General features: G+C 67.0%; 11 protein-coding genes and 2 pseudogenes. 3 read left to right on the forward strand and 10 right to left on the reverse strand.

The window, feature by feature from the left end; genetic code table 11:
- Positions 1-18: 18 nt before the first annotated feature.
- Together DIE03_RS12760 and DIE03_RS12765 are read right to left on the reverse strand one after the other, a co-directional pair.
- On the reverse strand, positions 19-1,047 hold the full coding sequence (locus tag DIE03_RS12760) for a VacJ family lipoprotein (RefSeq protein WP_124450721.1): 1,029 nt from the start codon (positions 1,045-1,047) through the stop codon (positions 19-21).
- A complete protein-coding gene (locus DIE03_RS12765) occupies positions 1,040-3,673 on the reverse strand; it encodes an MMPL family transporter (protein WP_124450723.1) in 2,634 nt (877 codons plus the stop codon). The genes DIE03_RS12760 and DIE03_RS12765 overlap by 8 nt, the downstream gene beginning before the upstream one ends.
- Before the next feature lie 326 nt (positions 3,674-3,999).
- Between DIE03_RS12765 and DIE03_RS12770 the strand changes: the two genes are divergently transcribed.
- Positions 4,000-4,596 carry a phospholipid-binding protein MlaC gene (locus tag DIE03_RS12770; protein ID WP_124450725.1) on the forward strand — a complete coding sequence of 199 codons (597 nt, stop codon included), beginning with the start codon at positions 4,000-4,002 and terminating at the stop codon, positions 4,594-4,596.
- Positions 4,597-5,293: 697 nt separating this feature from the next.
- Here the strand turns inward: DIE03_RS12770 and DIE03_RS12775 are convergent.
- The 8 genes and pseudogenes from DIE03_RS12775 to DIE03_RS38715 all read right to left on the reverse strand — a co-directional run.
- Positions 5,294-5,887, reverse strand: coding sequence for a type VI secretion system amidase effector protein Tae4 (locus tag DIE03_RS12775; protein WP_124450727.1), 594 nt, complete (start codon positions 5,885-5,887; stop codon positions 5,294-5,296).
- Positions 5,887-6,450, reverse strand: coding sequence for a PAAR domain-containing protein (locus tag DIE03_RS12780; RefSeq protein WP_124450729.1), 564 nt, complete (start codon positions 6,448-6,450; stop codon positions 5,887-5,889). The genes DIE03_RS12775 and DIE03_RS12780 overlap by 1 nt, the downstream gene beginning before the upstream one ends.
- Before the next feature lie 209 nt (positions 6,451-6,659).
- Positions 6,660-7,304, reverse strand: a complete 645-nt coding sequence (locus DIE03_RS12785) for a response regulator transcription factor (RefSeq protein ID WP_059238338.1) — start codon at positions 7,302-7,304, stop codon at positions 6,660-6,662.
- 32 nt (positions 7,305-7,336) lie between these two features.
- The gene (locus DIE03_RS12790; protein ID WP_124450731.1) at positions 7,337-8,719 is read right to left on the reverse strand and encodes a cache domain-containing protein; all 1,383 of its coding nucleotides are present in this window, start codon (positions 8,717-8,719) and stop codon (positions 7,337-7,339) included.
- Positions 8,720-8,854: 135 nt separating this feature from the next.
- Positions 8,855-10,420 (reverse strand): sensor domain-containing diguanylate cyclase, encoded by a 1,566-nt coding sequence (locus tag DIE03_RS12795; RefSeq protein WP_124450733.1) that lies wholly within the window; start codon positions 10,418-10,420, stop codon positions 8,855-8,857.
- 568 nt (positions 10,421-10,988) lie between these two features.
- Positions 10,989-13,163, reverse strand: a complete 2,175-nt coding sequence (locus DIE03_RS12800) for a malate synthase G (RefSeq protein WP_124450735.1) — start codon at positions 13,161-13,163, stop codon at positions 10,989-10,991.
- Positions 13,164-13,207: 44 nt separating this feature from the next.
- Positions 13,208-13,612, reverse strand: coding sequence for a heme-binding protein (locus DIE03_RS12805; RefSeq protein WP_124450737.1), 405 nt, complete (start codon positions 13,610-13,612; stop codon positions 13,208-13,210).
- A 20-nt stretch (positions 13,613-13,632) separates the two neighbouring features.
- Positions 13,633-13,897: pseudogene (locus DIE03_RS38715) on the reverse strand (heterodisulfide reductase-related iron-sulfur binding cluster); the annotation flags it as partial.
- Here DIE03_RS38715 and DIE03_RS38720 point away from each other — a divergent pair.
- Positions 13,875-14,145 (forward strand): annotated as a pseudogene (locus DIE03_RS38720) (transcriptional regulator GlcC); the annotation flags it as partial. The pseudogenes DIE03_RS38715 and DIE03_RS38720 sit on opposite strands and share 23 nt — an antisense overlap.
- A gap of 87 nt (positions 14,146-14,232) precedes the next feature.
- Entirely contained in the window at positions 14,233-15,678 is a 1,446-nt protein-coding gene (locus DIE03_RS12820; RefSeq protein WP_124451128.1) for a DEAD/DEAH box helicase, read from the forward strand.
- Positions 15,679-15,754 lie beyond the last annotated feature (76 nt).

Consider the following 15,754-nt stretch of genomic DNA (forward strand, 5'->3'; position numbering starts at 1 on the left):
GCGGCCGCCGTTGCAGCGTTACTGCGCGGCCGGACTGCTTGCAGGCACGGTCGGCATCGCCGGCGCGATCGGCGCGCCGTTGGCCGCCGGCGCGGTCGTTGCTCCCGCCGAAGCGGCAGCCGGCACTGCGGCCGACGCCGCGGCCGGTGCCGCAGCAGGCGTACTCGCGGGCATCGCATTGTCCGCACCCGGATCGTCGTACTGCGGCAATCCCGGCGCGGCCGGCGCGTTGTTCGGCGCGGTACCCGATGCACCGCCCGACTCGCCCGGATCCTCGTAGTTCGGCAGCCCCGGCACGGCCGGCGTCGCGGCCGGCACGGCGCCGGATTCACCCGGCTCGTTGTAGGCCGGCAGCGCGGCCGACGACGACTGGCTGCGGTACGTCAGCGACTTGCGCTGCTGCAGGTATGCGTCGCGCACGAACGAATACGGATCGAGCGCGGCCTGCTTCAGCAGGTCGGTCGCGCCGAGCAGGTCCGAACGCGCGCTGATGAACTGCGCGATGTACATCGGGTTGCGTGCGGCCGGCTCGATGTAGTTCAGCAGGTTGAAACGCACGTCCACCGCGCGGCCGACGCCGTCGCGGATCGTGCTCGGCCCGAACACGGGCAGCACGAGGTACGGGCCGGACGGCATGCCCCAGCGCGCCATCGTCAGCCCGAAATCCTGGTGGTGCTTCGGCAGCCCGGCCGGCGTCGCGATGTCGATCAGGCCGGCGACGCCGAACAGCGAGTTCATCGCCACGCGCATCAGATCCTGCGTCGCATCGGTGATGCGCAACTGCAGCAGGTTGTTGGCCATGTTGCCGAGATCGCCGAGGTTCGAGAAGAAGTTGCTGATCGCGGTACGCACCGGCGTGGGCGTCACCTTCTGGTACCCCTTCGCGATCGGCTGCGCGATATTCGTGTCGACCGTGTCGTTGAACTTGTACATCGCCCGGTTCATCGGCTCGAGCGGGTCGTTGGGATTGCGGTTCGGTCCCGTCGCGCAGCCGGTCAGCATCGCGCTGGCGGCGACGGTCGCCGCAATGATTCGCACCTTATTCATTGATTCCTTGCGATTGGTTCTTGGCGCGTTTGACGCGCGGTTTGCCCATCAGGACGGGCTGGAACACCACGGCGCCGATCAGCGTGCAGGTCAGGGCCAGCGCGAGCAGCTTGCCCATGCTCGACGTGCCCGGATGGTGCGACAGCCACAGGCTGCCGAATGCGGTTGCCGTCGTCGCGGCGCTGAACAGCACGGCGTGCGTGAGGCTCGAGTGCAGCAACCCCGTCTGCCCCGCGCGCCACGCCATCACGAAATACACCTTGAACGCGACGCCGACGCCGAGCATCAGCGGCAGCGCGATGATGTTTGCGAAGTTGAGCGACATGCCGAGCACGACGCACATCTCGAGCGTCACGATGCCCGACACGAGCAGCGGCACCAGCGTGCGCAGCACGTCGCCGAAGCGGCGCAGCGTGATCCATAGCAGGACCGTGATCGAGATGATCGACCACAGCGCCGCGTGCAGGAACGCGTTGATGATCGTGTCGGCCGAATGCAGGATCGAGATCGGCCCGCCGGTCGCGCCCGGCTCCGCGGCCTTCACCGTCTTCGCGAAGCGGCGCAGCATCGTGTCGTCGTTCGGGTCGACGCCCTTCGGCACCTTCGGCGAGATCTGCACGAGCGCGTGGCCGTCCGGCGCGACCCAGTCGCGCACGAGTTGCGGCGGCAGCGATTCGCGCGTGACGTCCTGCGGCTGCAGCAGCGACGCGAGCTGGTTGAGCGCGATGCGCAGCGTATCGCCGAACGCGCGTTCGGCGCGGTCGCGCGTCGCGCTGTCGGCGGCCGCGAGCTTCGCCAGCGAGGCGGACAGGTGCTGCGCGGCAGCCGCGCCGGGGCCCGGGTGGTCTTCGGCAGCATAGCCCAGCAGGTCCGACACGCGCTTGAGCGCGGCGACGCGCTGCGCATCGGTCGCGGGCGGCGCGGCCGGCTGCGTCAGCGCCGGCAGCAGGTTGCTTGCGGCCGCGGCGATCGCCGCGCGCTTGGCCGGCTGGTCGGCGGGGATGAAGGTCGACAGCGTGGTCGTGCGGCCGACTTCGGGCAGCGCGTCGAGGCGTTTCGCGGCCGCGTCGGCTTCGGCGAGCGACGGCGCGAGCAGCGTCACGTCGTTGACGGCGGCTTCCGGCGAATCCTTCAGCGCGAGCAGCGTGGCCATCGATTCGCTGTTCGGATCCTTCAGGTGCAGCGGGTTGAAGTCGAAGCGCAGGAACGCGAGCAGCGGCAGCGCGCCGATCACGACGACGAGCGTGCCGATCAGGATCGGCTTGCGATGGCGATCGAGGTAATCGTCGACCGGTGCGAGCCACGGGAAGCCCGGCGTCTTCGATTCGCCCGGCGGCGCGAACAGGCGCAGCAGCGCCGGCAGCAGCGTGATCGTGGTCAGCAGCGCGACGAACATCCCGACGCCCGCGATCAGCCCGAGCTCGGACACGCCGCGATACGCAGTGGGGATGAACGAGAAGAAGCTCGCGGCGACGGCCGCGGTGGCCAGCGCGAGCGGCATGCCCATCGAGTGCGCGGCGCCGATCAGCGCGTGATCGATACGCGGATCGCGGAAGCGTTCCTCGCGGTACTTCACGCCGTACTGGATCGAGAAGTCGACGCCGAGGCCGACGAACAGCACCATGAACGCGACCGAGATCATGTTCAGCGAGCCGACCATCGCGAGGCCGAGTGCCGCGGTCACGACCAGGCCGACGAACAGCGTGACGAGCACCGAGCCGATCATCCGCTTCGAGCGCAGCGCCAGCCACAGGATCACGAGCACGGCGAGCAGCGTGAGCGCGCCGTTGAGCGCGGCGCCGTCTTCGACCGATGCGAATTCGTCGTCGGCGAGCGGCTGTTCGCCGGTCAGGCGCACGGCCGCGCCGTAGCGCTTCTCGAGGTCGAGCGCACGGGCCGCGTCGCGGATCACCTGGCTTGTTGCCGCGCCGGCCTTCAGCGCGCCGTAGTTGACCACCGGCTGCACGGTGACGAACGCGCGCGCGGGCTGCCGTGCGGCATCGTTGTCGACCAGTGCGCGCCACGAGAACGCGGCCGGCTTCCCGGCCAGCACGTCGTCGACCGTCGCCGCGCTGCGCGCGAGCAGCTTCGCCATCGCGGGCAGTTTCACCTGGCCGGTCAGCAGCGGCTGGCCGAGCGTGGTGGCCAGTGTGGTGGCGAGCCCGGTCAGGCTCGGGTTCTTCGCGAGCTCGTTGACGAGCGGGCGCGCGCTCGCGAGCTGCGACGTCGTGTCGGAGACCTCCTGCGGCGACAGGAACAGCAACCCGTTGTGCTCGAAGAACGGCCCGCCGCCGGGCTCGGCGACCTGGCCGATGCGGCCGGCTTCGGCATCCTTCTGCAGCGCTTCGGTCAGCGCATGCGCGGCGGCATTCGCGAATTCGGACGCGGGCGCCTCGACGACCGCGAGGATCGTGCCGTTGCGCTGCGGGAACGCCTTGTCGACGGCCTGGCCGAGCGCGGCCCATTGCGGTTCCGCATCGACGAGCTTGCTGATGTCGGTGTTGATCTTGAAATGCTGCGCGACGTAGACGCCGCTGACGGCGGCGATGACGAGCGACAGGACGACGACCCAGACGGGGCGGCGCACCGACCACGCAACGAGTCGGACGATGAGAGATGTCACCATGTGGCGGTGGGGAGCGGCTGGCAAGGGCAAAGTAGCCAAGTATACCGGCGCGGCGTGGCGGCGGTCGTGACGTTGGGGAGATTCGGGGCGGGAAGGATATTTGCTCGCGACGGCGGAATCGATACCGGCGGCCGGTTCATTTGTATGGGGATATTTACATAATCGGCGAAGCGGTGCGTCGACATGCCGCTGCGCCCCTGTGACAAACGGCGCTGAAAGGTAACAGTCGGTCACCGGACGGCAACCGGGCGTCGGGCCCGGTATACTTTGCTTCGCCGGCCGACGCAAAGAGCCGGTCGTTTTTTCCCATCGAGTGCGATATCCGTATGAAACGTCAACTGTTTGCTTTCGTCGCGGCGGCCGCCGTGTCGGTTTCCGCTTTCGCGCAGAGCGCGCCGGTCGACATCGTCCGCAATGCGGTCGAGGGCACCGTCAATGCGATGAAGGCCGATCCGGCCGCGCGCGGCGGTGACATGGCGAAGGTCTCGGCCGTCGTCGAGCAGCGCTTCCTGCCCGCGACCAACTTCGAGCGCACGACCCGCATCGCGGTCGGCGACGCATGGAAGCAGGCCACGCCGCAACAGCAGCAGGAGCTGTACAAGCAGTTCAAGCTGCTGATGACGCGTACCTACGCCGCATCGCTCGCGCAGCTCGGCAGCCAGGACGCGAAGTTCTCGTTCAAGGCCGGCGGCGCGTCGGGCGCCGACGCGCTCGTGCAGTCGACGGTCTCGACGCCGGGCGACAGCCAGTCGGTCGGCTATCGTCTCGGCAAGGTCGGCAACGACTGGAAGATCTACGACATCGACATGTCGGGTGCGTGGCTGATCCAGGTCTACCAGGGCCAGTTCAAGAGCCAGCTGGCGTCGGGCGGGATCGACGGCCTGATCGCGTACCTGCAGAAGCACAATTCGCGGACGAACTGACGGCCGTTGCAAGGCCGCGGACCGGATGCATGAAGGGCGCCCTCGGGTGCCCTTTTTTATTCGTAGGTCGGTCGAGCGGTGGAGAGAGGATGGCTACCGCGAGATGCTGGCTCATCGAATCACATACGAAGCGAGAAAAAACAGCATCGTAGGGGCAATTAATGTGGCCAAGGAGCACAGCACCTTTTGCGGTGTCGCCCGTCGCCGCCCTTGGTCTCCAGCCCGCAAAGGCAAACCCAAGCGATGGCCCAATCAGAAACCCGACCAGCAGAGTGACAAGCGGCCACGGCGGTGAGCACAGGTCGATCTCATGGCAACCGTCCCGGCCCGAAGGCAGTCGCAAGCCGATTTGAATTTGCCAGTCGATCCGGTTTCCGATCCAGCATGCGAGCCAAGTCGTGATCAGGCCGGCGATCCAGTACAGGAGCGAGTATCCGACGCGTCTCATTTTGAGTTGCCAGTCGGTCGGATGGTTATCGGGATTTCCTGCGAGTTACGGCAATTGCGCCGGCCAATGCGAAAATTAAAATCAATCCGCCCCATGCGACGAAAAATAGATTCGCAATCTCGGGGTTCGTGTCGAAGAGGCTTCCCTTGCCGCGCAGGACGAATGCCCCGTACACGTAGAGCGCTCCCCAGCAGATCATTGTCGCGAGCGCTCCACCGACAAGTGCGCCTGCTACCACGTTCACGAGTTTCATTTGACGGGAAAAAACAAGATGGTTTTCGAATTTCGGAAATCCGACCAGATGCCCGGTAGGACTATATTCCATGAAATCCGCACGCCTGATCCGAAGCCGGTGAGTTTGTTCCCGTTCCAGAGGTCGACGTGACCGCCACTCAAGTTGTCTGGTGAGTCGCCATCCTGCAGCCAATAGCCGTCGAAGAATATGATTCCGGTCCGCCCGGATACCTTACTCGCCCAATTCGGTCCCGTGATGTTCTCGGGAGCCAGTACTCCCGCGACCGGCCGCAGCTTCAACCACTCCGCGAACTCGTATGCGCGAGTCGCGGTCGGCTTGTCGTCGATCAGAAGTCGGCCCAGCGTCGGTTTGCCCGGCATCGGCCGAACCTGCTTCTGCGAAAACGACTTCATTGCGATGCCGACCTTGTGCAGCGTCACGCTCATCCGGATCGCACACTGGTTCTTGTATTGTCCGTTCGGATCGTCGTATGGGTTTCCGTGCGCGTAGTTCTTCCAGAGCTCGGAAAACGTCACCGACTTCAACTCGACTTCCTTGTGCGACTTCGGCACGGCGGTCGTCTTTACGGCTGTTCTCGGGTTCGGCATTATGCGGCCCCCCTTGATCTGGCGAGGGCTTCGTCACCCCAGTAGACGACGTATTCATCCTCACTCGCAGTGTGAATACGCGGCAGATACCCGCTGTCGTCGAGTTGGCCCGAGTGGATGCGTCCATCCGATGTCTCGATAACGTACGGATAACCGGCCGACGCTCCACTCCCGATGGCGTGAACGGATTCGTCGTAAGTGCCCGCGATGATCGACACGACACCGCCTTCCCGATTTCTTCCGGACGTCACAACACCTGCCGTTTCCACCATGTCGTCGCACCATGATTCACCGGCGAGAAGCGCAACGATGCGTGGCGGTGTCGGGCAGCCGCATAAGACGACGTCGCCGTCGGCGGCCGTTTCACCCATGAATTTGAGGCGTCGTGGCCCGCCGGACTTGGCGATCGGCCCGGTACCTTGGCATGCATCGCAGAATGCCAGACCGCCGATCAGCGCAACCTGGCGGCCGGGACTGCCGAATGTGAATGTCGGCCCCGTGTAGGCAAGAATGCTTCCCCCGGTTTCCAGCGCGTCGCCGACCACCGCGATACGGCGCATCATGATTTCGCTCCTCGGTTCTGGTCGCCAACCCGTGTCGGCGATGCCGTGTGCCGCGTGACGACGTCGCGCACTCGAAGGCGTGGCTCATGAAGCTGTCGCCCGCCGCGGCAAGCGAAAGAATTCCATCGCCCCCGGGGTGAGGTCGATTGGACAAGTATGAAATTTGAAGGTGAATCGCGCGTCGCGCGAGCAATCTAGGTGCGCTTGCCCTATCGCCGCCGATGCTCGACCGCGAACTTGATCAGCTCGGCCTGCCCTTCGATCTCCAGCTTGCGCTTCAGGTTGAGCCGGTGCGTTTCGACCGTGCGCACCGACAGCCCCGTCTGCTGCGCGATCTGCTTGCTCGACAACCCTTCCGCCAGCGCATCGAGGATGTCGCGTTCGCGCGGCGTCAGCCGGTCCAGCGGCGACGCGGTCGCGCTCGCCTGGATCATCCGCGCGGCGAGCCCTTCGCTGAAGAACGTCTGCCCGGCCAGCACCGCGCCGATCGCGCGGACGATCTCGCTCGCGGGCGAATCCTTCAGCAGGTAGCCGCTCGCGCCGGCCCGCACGGCCTGCGTCACGTATTCGACGTTGTCGTGCATCGACAGCATCAGCACGCGGATGCCAGGAAAACGATCGTGGAACACGCCCGCGAGCGTGATGCCGTTCATCCCGTTCATGCCGACGTCCATCAGCGCGAGGTCGGGCTCGAGCGACGCGGCGAGCGCGAGCGCCTCGTCGGCGTTGCCGGCCTCGCCGACCACCGACAGGTCGGCCGCTTCGAGCCGCATCCGCAGGCCGTCGCGCACGAGCGGGTGATCGTCGACGAGCAGCAGTCGGGCGGCGGGCCGGGCGGTGTCGGGGGCGCTCATGCGTGAAAGGTCTCCTGTCATGGGGCGTATCGTCACGCCGCACTGCGCAGCGGCACGCGCGCGGCAACGATCGTATGGCCGACCTGCGACGTGATCGACAGCATGCCGCCGAGCGCGTCGAGGCGCTCGCGCATGTTGCGCAGGCCGATGCCGCGGCGCGCGTCGGCCTGCGAGCGTTCGGCGTCGAAGCCGCAGCCGTTGTCGGCGATGGTCAGCGTGACGGAATGCGCGCCGACGTCGAGCGTGACGGCCGCGCGCGACGCCTGCGCATGATGCACGATGTTGCTCAACGCTTCCTGCGCGATCCGGAACAACGCGGTGTTCACGGCCTCGGGCAGCGGCTGCGTGCCGCTGTGCGCAACCTGCGTATAGCCGATGTCGATGCCGCTTTCGGCGCCGAGCTCGCGCACGAGCTGTTCGAGCGCGGCCGCGAGGCCGAGATCGTCGAGCATCGACGGACGCAGCGCATGCGAGATGCGCCGCACTTCGCGCAGCGTGTCGCCGAGCCGCCCGACACCCGACGCGAGCGCCTGCTCGGCCTCGGGCACGCGCGACGTGCCGCGCTCGAAGCGCGCGAGCGCGGATTCGAGCATCAGCTTCGCGGACACCATCATCTGGCTGATCCCGTCGTGCAGCTCGCGCGACAGCCGCGCCCGCTCCTGCTCCTGCGATTCGACGACGCGCTGCGCGAGCAGCTTGAGCTTCGCGTCGGCGCTGCGCGACTCGCTGACGTTCAACACCAGGGCGCACACGGCGATCGCCGCCGCGCCGGTCAGTGCGATCGCGGTGAGCCAGCTCATCGTGCGCTCGATGTTCGCGGACGCGCGCGCGTCGATGCGTTGCAGCGCGGTATCGACATCGTCGAGATAGATGCCGGTGCCGACCATCCAGCCCCAGCGTTCGAGCGCGACGACGTAGCCGAGCTTCGGCGCGACGCGGCCGGTGGACGGCCGCTGCCACGCATAGCGCACGTAGCCGCCGCCGCTCGACGCGGCGCCGATCAGCTGCTGGATCGTCAGCGCGCCCTGCGGGTCGCGCATCGACCAATAGTTGTGGCCGACGCGTTCGGGCTCGCGCGGATGCATCAGCGAATTGCCGTGCAGGTCGTACACGAAGAAATAGCCGTCCGGGCCGAAATCCATTTTCTGCAGCATCGCGAGCGCCTGCGTGCGCAGCAGCGCGTCGTCGCGCGCGTTGCGGCCGCTCGCGTCGTAGAGCGGCATGATCGCGCTCGTCGCGAGCTCGACGTAGTGCTTCAGCTCGACTTCCTTGCTCGACAGGTACGCGGCCTGGATCGTCGCGTGCTGCGTACGCGCAAGCGACGTAGCCTGCTGGCGCACGCCGAAGCCGATGCCGGCGATCGCGAGCAGGAACGGCACGATGGCCAGAAGGAAGATCTTTGCCTTGAGTCTCATGGTGGTGCGAAGCGGCCGCGAACCGGCGCGGGCCGGCCGGGCGCATCAGCCGCGCGGCGGCGTGGTGGCGGATCGAGCCGACATTGTCGGCGATTTTGCGCGCGGGCGGCTGCAGCGGCCCGGGCACCCGGGCGCTCAGGCCCGGCGCGATTCGAGATGGCTGGCGGACGCGGCCGTCTGCACGACGATGCGGTTGCGCCCGGCTTCCTTCGCGCGATACAGCGCGTCGTCGGCGAGCTTCAGCGCGCCCTGCATGTCGTCGTCGCGTTCGGGATAGCTCGTCGTCACGCCGATGCTCACGGTCAGGCGGCCGGCCGTGCCGGCGTCGTGCCGGATGCCGAGATCGAGGATGCCCGTGCGGATCGTTTCGGCGATCGTCACCGCGCCGTCCGTGTCGATGTCGGGCAGCACCACGACGAATTCCTCGCCGCCGTAGCGTGCCGCGTAGTCGGCCGGGCGGCGCAGGCAGCCGGCGATGCAGTGGCCGACCGCGGCGAGCGCGTCGTCGCCGGCCTGGTGGCCCTGCGTGTCGTTGTAGCGCTTGAAGTAGTCGACGTCGATGAACAGCAGCGACAGCGCGTGCTGCGAACGGGCGGCGCGGCGCCATTCGCGCGCGAGCGTGACGTCGAGCATCCGGCGGTTGTCGAGGCCGGTGAGGCCGTCGGTACGCGCGAGCGCCTGCAGTTCGGTTTCCGCGCGGTGGCGCTTGCGCAGCTGCACGTCGAGCAGCAGCGACAGGCCGACGAAGCCGATCGCGAGCGCGGCCATCGCGGAGCCGATCGGAATCGCGCGGTCGTACCACGCGGCGTAGGTGTCGGCTTCCGAGCGCGCGACCATGATGATGAGCGGCAGGTGCTCGAGGTGCCGGAACACGTACAGGCGCCGCACGCCGTCGATCGACGCGGTGTCGGCGAAGCTGCCTTCGTTGGCCATCATGAAGCGCCGGAACGTGCTGGCATGGCTGATGTCGCGGCCGACGATCTTGGGGTCGTACGGCTCGCGCGCGAGCATCTTGCCGTCCGTATTGATCAGCGCGATCGAGCCGCGATCGCCGAGCGACAGCCGCGAGAACAGGTTCTGGAAATATTCGAGCCGGATCGACATCACCGCGACGCCGCCGAACGACCCGTCGGGTTTCGTGATCCGCCGGCTGAGCGCGATGCTCGGCGAGCCGCCGCGCAGCCGCGAATGGTATGGCGGGCTGACGTACAGGCCGACGTCGGGGTGGTCGCGAGGCACGGTGAAGTACGGTTCGTTGGCGAAGTTGGCCTTGCGCGGCACGTCGCCCTTGCCGTCGACCGAGATGTCGCCCTTCGCATCGAGCACGTAGATGCCGCCGAGGTACTTGGCCGTCGTCGCCCGGTCGAACAGCACCTGGCGGCGCAGCGGCATCGGCAGCTTGACGACGTCGGGGTCGTTCTCGCCTTCGACGACGGCCTGCAGCGACAGCGAGTAGATCTCGATGTTGCGTTCGATGTCCCACGACGCCATCAGTGCGAGATTCTGCTGCATGGCGATCGAGCGGTCGCGCGCGTCGATGCGGCCTTCGTACAGCACGATCCCGCACAGGAGCAGCAGGATCAGTGCGATCAGCAGCCCCGTATAGAAGATCAGGTGCGGCAGCAGGAACCTGCGCAAATGAGCGGCGACACGGCTCGTCAGGCCGGATTCGCTGGGCATTGCGTAGTCGGTTTCTGCCATGGTCCGAGGATCGATGGGCATCGTCGCCAGGCGGCGGGCCGATGCGATTGTTCGTATGACGTGTCGGCGGCGATCCGGCGTGCGGCCCTTCCGGCGCCTCTCAGCCTTTCAGCGGAGAAAATGGACACCGATTATCGGCAATCGCGGCCAGATAAACCGGTAAATCATCGATTCACCGGCAACATCTGCCGCGATTCGACGATCCGGAGAATCGGGCGGCGCGGATTCAACGGAGTATAACGCGCGCGTTCGCGTACGCGGAAAATGTTGCAGCCCGTTGATCCGGATCAAATTACCGTGAATACCCGAACTTGCAAATATCGGGGAAAGCGTTGCGGCGCAAGGCTCCGTGGGGTGGCGGATGCGTCCGCGATGCGCAAGACCGGCGATTTCGCCGGTTTAACGGCGCGCACGCGTGAAACTTGAATGCGGAAGATGCGTACCGATTATCGGTTTCAACGGACGATTTCAACGGCCGTACGAAAGTGAATATGAAAACGGGCGGCCGCGCGGGCCGCCCGTTTCATGACGCCGGCTGGCATGCGGGCCGGGCCCGCATGCGCTTGCCTCAAGCGCCGTGCTGTTGCGCCTTGAATGCGAGGCGGAACTGGTGCAGCAGCGGCTCGGTGTAACCGCTCGGCTGCGACGTGCCCTGCAGCGCGAGCGCGCACGCGGCCTTGAACGCGGTCGACTGGTCGTAGCCGGGCGCCATCGGTCGATAGTTCGGGTCGCCGGCGTTCTGCTGGTCGACGACGCGCGCCATCCGCTTGAACACGTCGAGCACGAACGCCTCCGTGATCACGCCGTGGCGCAGCCAGTTCGCGATGTGCTGGCTCGAAATGCGCAGCGTGGCACGGTCTTCCATCAGGCCGACGTCGTGGATGTCGGGCACCTTCGAGCAGCCGACGCCCTGCTCGACCCAGCGCACGACGTAGCCGAGGATGCCCTGCGCGTTGTTCTCGACTTCGCTCAGGATCTCGGCCTCGCTCCACGCGGCGCGCTCGACGACCGGCACGGTCAGCAGGCCTTCGAGCAGCGTGTCGCGTTCGCTCGCGTACGGCGTCTTCTCGAGTTCCTGCTGGACGGCCTGCACGTCGACGAGGTGGTAATGCAGCGCGTGCAGCGTCGCGGCGGTCGGCGACGGCACCCAGGCGGTGTTCGCGCCGGCGCGCGGATGCGCGATCTTCTGCTCGAGCATCGCGTGCATCAGGTCCGGCATCGCCCACATGCCCTTGCCGATCTGCGCGCGGCCGCGCAGGCCGGCCGACAGGCCCGCGAGCACGTTGTTGCGCTCGTACGACTGGATCCACGCCGACGATTTCATGTCGCCCTTGCGGATCATCGGGCCCGCTTCCATCGCGGTGTGCATCTCGTCGCCGGTGCGGTCGAGGAAGCCGGTGTTGATGAACGCCACGCGCGCGGCGGCGGCGGCGATACACGCGGCGAGATTCACGCTGGTGCGTCGCTCCTCGTCCATGATGCCCATCTTCAGCGTGTTGCGCGGCAGGCCGTACAGATCCTCGATGCGCGCGAACAGCGTATCGGCGAACGCGACTTCGACCGGGCCGTGCATCTTCGGCTTCACGATGTAGATCGAGCCCGTGCGCGAATTGCGTTTCGCCTTCAGGTCGTGCAACGCGCACAGCGTCGTGACGACGCCGTCGAGGATGCCTTCCGGAATCTCGTTGCCGTCGCGGTCGAGCACGGCGCCGTTGGTCATCAGGTGGCCGACGTTGCGCACGAACAGCAGCGAGCGGCCGTGCAGCGACAGCGTGCCGCCGTCGGGCGTCGTGTACTCGCGATCGGCGTTCAGGCGGCGCGTGAAGCTTTTGCCGCCCTTCGCGACTTCCTCGACCAGCGTGCCCTGCATCAGGCCGAGCCAGTTGCGGTAGAGCTGGACCTTGTCTTCGGCGTCGACCGCCGCGACCGAATCCTCGCAGTCGATGATCGTGCTGACCGCGGCTTCGAGCACGACGTCCTTCACGTTCGCGAGATCGGCGCGGCCGATCGGCGTCGAGGCATCGATCTGGATCTCGAGGTGCAGCCCGTTGTGCTTCAGCAGGATCGCGGACGGTGCGTCGGCGGCGCCCTGGTAGCCGACGAACTGCGCCGGCTGCGCGAGATGCACGACGCCCTTGCCGGTTTCGACGGCGAGCTGGCCGTCCTGCACGCGATAGCGCAGCGCGTCGCGGTGCGAGCCGCTCGCGAGCGGCGCCGCGTTGTCGAGCACGTCGCGCGCGTAGTCGATCACGCGCTGGCCGCGTGTCGGGTTGTAGGCGGCGGTGCGTTCGGCGCCGCCGTCTTCGGGCAGCGCGTCGGTGCCGTACAGCGCGTCGTACAGGCTGCCCCAGCGGGCGTTCGCGGCATTCAGCGCGTAGCGCGCGTTCGACAGCGGCACGACGAGTTGCGGGCCGGCCTGCGTGGCGATCTCGCTGTCGACGTTCGCGGTGGCTGCCGCGACGTTCGACGGGACCGGCACGAGGTAGCCGATTTGTTTGAGGAACGCGCGGTACGCGGCATGGTCGCGTACGGGGCCCGGGTGTGCACGGTGCCACGCGTCGAGTTCCTGCTGCAGGCGGTCGCGTTCCGCGAGCAGTTCGCGGTTGCGCGGCGCGAGATCGTGCACCAGGGCCGAGAAACCGCTCCAGAACGCGGCCTTGTCGATGCCGGTGCCCGGCAGCGCTTCGTTTTCAATGAACTGGCTCAGCGCTGGCGCGACTTGCAGTCCTGCTTGGTCGATCATCGTGATTCCTCCCGGGGAATGAAAAACGCGCGCACGTTGGCTGGCTATGCCACGACGCTTTGTGTACCGGCGCGGGCGATCTGCGCGTCCTGTTCGGACTTTACGCCAGACACACCGATCGCGCCTGCGATCCGGCCGCCGACCGTGACCGGCACGCCGCCTTCGAGCAACCCCGTCAGCGGCGCGCTGAGAAACGCGGTGCGGCCACCGTTGATCATATCCTCATACGCCTTCGTCTCGCGACGTCCGAGCGCCGCCGCGCGCGCCTTGTCCTGCGCGATGGCGCTGCTGGCCGGCGACGCGCCGTCCAGCCGCGCGAACGCGAGCAGGTGGCCGCCGTCGTCGACGACGGCGATCGACACGGCCCAGCCGTGGCGCTCCGCTTCCGCGCGGGCGGCGGCGAGCATGCGGTCGGCATCGGCCAGTTCGAGTTCGGGTTTCGTCTGCATGGAGATCCTCCGGAATCAGGTCAGTTGACGAGTCGGTTGTCGACGAGCTCGATCCAGTGGCGCACGGGCGTGCGGCCCGCGCCGTTCAGGTGAGTCTGGCAGCCGACGTTCGCCGTGACAATCAGGTCCGGCCGCGCGGCTTCGAGCGCATCGAGTTTGTTGTCGCGCAGTGTCGTCGCGAGTTCGGGCTGCGGGCTGCGTCAGCGAATACGTGCCGGCCCGGTCGCGGCATCGATGGCCGTCGGCGGCATTCGTCGGATCAAATCCGGGCCGCGTCGGGACGCTGCAATCGCTGACCGGCCTGCTGCTCAGTTCGGTGTTCGCGTCGGTGAACAACCTCTATCACCGCGAGCCGCTGAAGAAGCAGATCGATCGCCAGCATGCGCGGCGCTACAACGCGGTCACGGGGCGGTTGCCCGACCAGGCGCAAGGCCGCGAGCGAACCTGTCCGCCAGTGCGTCGCGTATCTGCGCGAGATCGAGCGGGAGGAACAGCGGCTCGTGCGCTCGACGTTGCGGCTCGAAGGGTGGACTCGAGCCGGCGTGGCTGCGCGGCGGGGCGCACGGGTCGCAACCCGCGCCGTAACCGCTAGAATTGCGGTTTTAGCCCGGAATACGTCCATGTCCTTTGCCTCGCTTGGCCTGATCGAGCCGCTGCTGCGTAACCTGCAGGGCCTCAATTACCAGACACCTACGCCGGTGCAGGCCAAGGCGATTCCCGCCGTGCTCGGCGGCAAGGACGTCATGGCCGCGGCGCAGACCGGCACGGGCAAGACGGCCGGTTTTGCGCTGCCGCTGCTGCAACGGCTCGTGCAACACGGCCCGGCGGTGTCGAGCAACCGCGCGCGCGTGCTGGTGCTGGTGCCCACGCGTGAGCTGGCCGAGCAGGTGCTGCAAAGCTTCGTCGAGTACGGCAAGGGCCTCGATCTGCGTTTCCTGGCCGCCTACGGCGGCGTGAGCATCAACCCGCAGATGATGAAGCTGCGCAAGGGCGTCGATGTGCTCGTTGCCACACCGGGCCGTCTGCTCGACCTCAATCGCCAGAACGCGGTGCAGTTCGATCAGGTGCAGACGCTGGTGCTCGATGAAGCCGACCGCATGCTGGACCTCGGCTTTGCGCGCGAACTCGACGCCGTCTTCGCCGCGTTGCCGGCTCGGCGCCAGACGCTGCTGTTCTCCGCGACGTTTACCGACGATATCCGCGCGATGGCAGCGAACATCCTGCGCAATCCGGTCGATATCAGCGTCAGCGCACCCAATGCCACAGCCAGCAAGATCAAGCAGTGGGTGGTGACGGTCGACAAGCGGAACAAGCCCGACCTGTTCATGCACCTGGTGGCCGAGAACAACTGGGAGCACGCGCTGGTGTTCGTCAAGACCCGCAACGGCGTGGATTACCTGGCGGCCATGCTGGATGAAGCGGGCTATGCGGTCGACACCATCCACGGCGACAAGCCGCAACCCGCGCGCCTGCGTGCGCTGGAGCGCTTCAAGGCACGCGAGGTCCAGATGCTGGTCGCCACCGATGTGGCGGCGCGCGGACTCGATATCGACGATCTGCCGCTGGTGATCAACGTCGATCTGCCGATCGTCGCGCAGGATTACGTGCACCGTATCGGCCGTACCGGCCGAGCGGGCGCCAGCGGGGTGGCGGTGTCGCTCGTGTGCGCCGACGAGGCACCGCAGCTGGCCGCGATCGAGGCGTTGATCCGGCAGACGCTGCGGCGTGAAGAAGAGCCGGGCTTCGAAGCCGAACACCGTGTGCCGGAAACGAGCGCGACGGGGCAGATCATCAAGAAGCCGAAAAAGCCGAAGAAGCCGAAGGTGCAGCAAGCGGCGCCGGTTGCCAAGCAAGCGCCGGGCAAGAAGGCGCGCCCGCAAACGCAAGGCGGGGAAGGCAAGCGCAAGCCCGCCGCGCCGCACGAGAAGCCGGCCGGTAACGGAGTGGATTACACGATCGGTAGCCCGTTCAGCGTGCAGAAGCCGCGCAGTAAGCCTGCTGGCAAGGCGGGTTCGGGGACAGGCAAGCCGGCGGGGAAACCCGCTGGTGGCCGTGGCAAACGCTAACCCTGATCCGAAATGAAAAAAGCCCGCCAAGGCGGGCAACCTCACGATGCGGAGGGGGAGATACGAAAACGCCGGC

The organism is Burkholderia sp. Bp8992, from assembly GCF_003853705.1.
Lineage (GTDB): Bacteria > Pseudomonadota > Gammaproteobacteria > Burkholderiales > Burkholderiaceae > Burkholderia.

Coding starts and splice junctions, on each gene's coding strand:
- DIE03_RS12760 (WP_124450721.1), bottom strand. CDS start 1,047: ATGAATAAGGTGCGAATCATTGCGGCGACCGTCGCCGCCAGCGCGATG.
- DIE03_RS12765 (WP_124450723.1), bottom strand. CDS start 3,673: ATGGTGACATCTCTCATCGTCCGACTCGTTGCGTGGTCGGTGCGCCGC.
- DIE03_RS12770 (WP_124450725.1), top strand. CDS start 4,000: ATGAAACGTCAACTGTTTGCTTTCGTCGCGGCGGCCGCCGTGTCGGTT.
- DIE03_RS12775 (WP_124450727.1), bottom strand. CDS start 5,887: ATGCCGAACCCGAGAACAGCCGTAAAGACGACCGCCGTGCCGAAGTCG.
- DIE03_RS12780 (WP_124450729.1), bottom strand. CDS start 6,450: ATGATGCGCCGTATCGCGGTGGTCGGCGACGCGCTGGAAACCGGGGGA.
- DIE03_RS12785 (WP_059238338.1), bottom strand. CDS start 7,304: ATGAGCGCCCCCGACACCGCCCGGCCCGCCGCCCGACTGCTGCTCGTC.
- DIE03_RS12790 (WP_124450731.1), bottom strand. CDS start 8,719: ATGAGACTCAAGGCAAAGATCTTCCTTCTGGCCATCGTGCCGTTCCTG.
- DIE03_RS12795 (WP_124450733.1), bottom strand. CDS start 10,420: ATGGCAGAAACCGACTACGCAATGCCCAGCGAATCCGGCCTGACGAGC.
- DIE03_RS12800 (WP_124450735.1), bottom strand. CDS start 13,163: ATGATCGACCAAGCAGGACTGCAAGTCGCGCCAGCGCTGAGCCAGTTC.
- DIE03_RS12805 (WP_124450737.1), bottom strand. CDS start 13,612: ATGCAGACGAAACCCGAACTCGAACTGGCCGATGCCGACCGCATGCTC.
- DIE03_RS12820 (WP_124451128.1), top strand. CDS start 14,233: ATGTCCTTTGCCTCGCTTGGCCTGATCGAGCCGCTGCTGCGTAACCTG.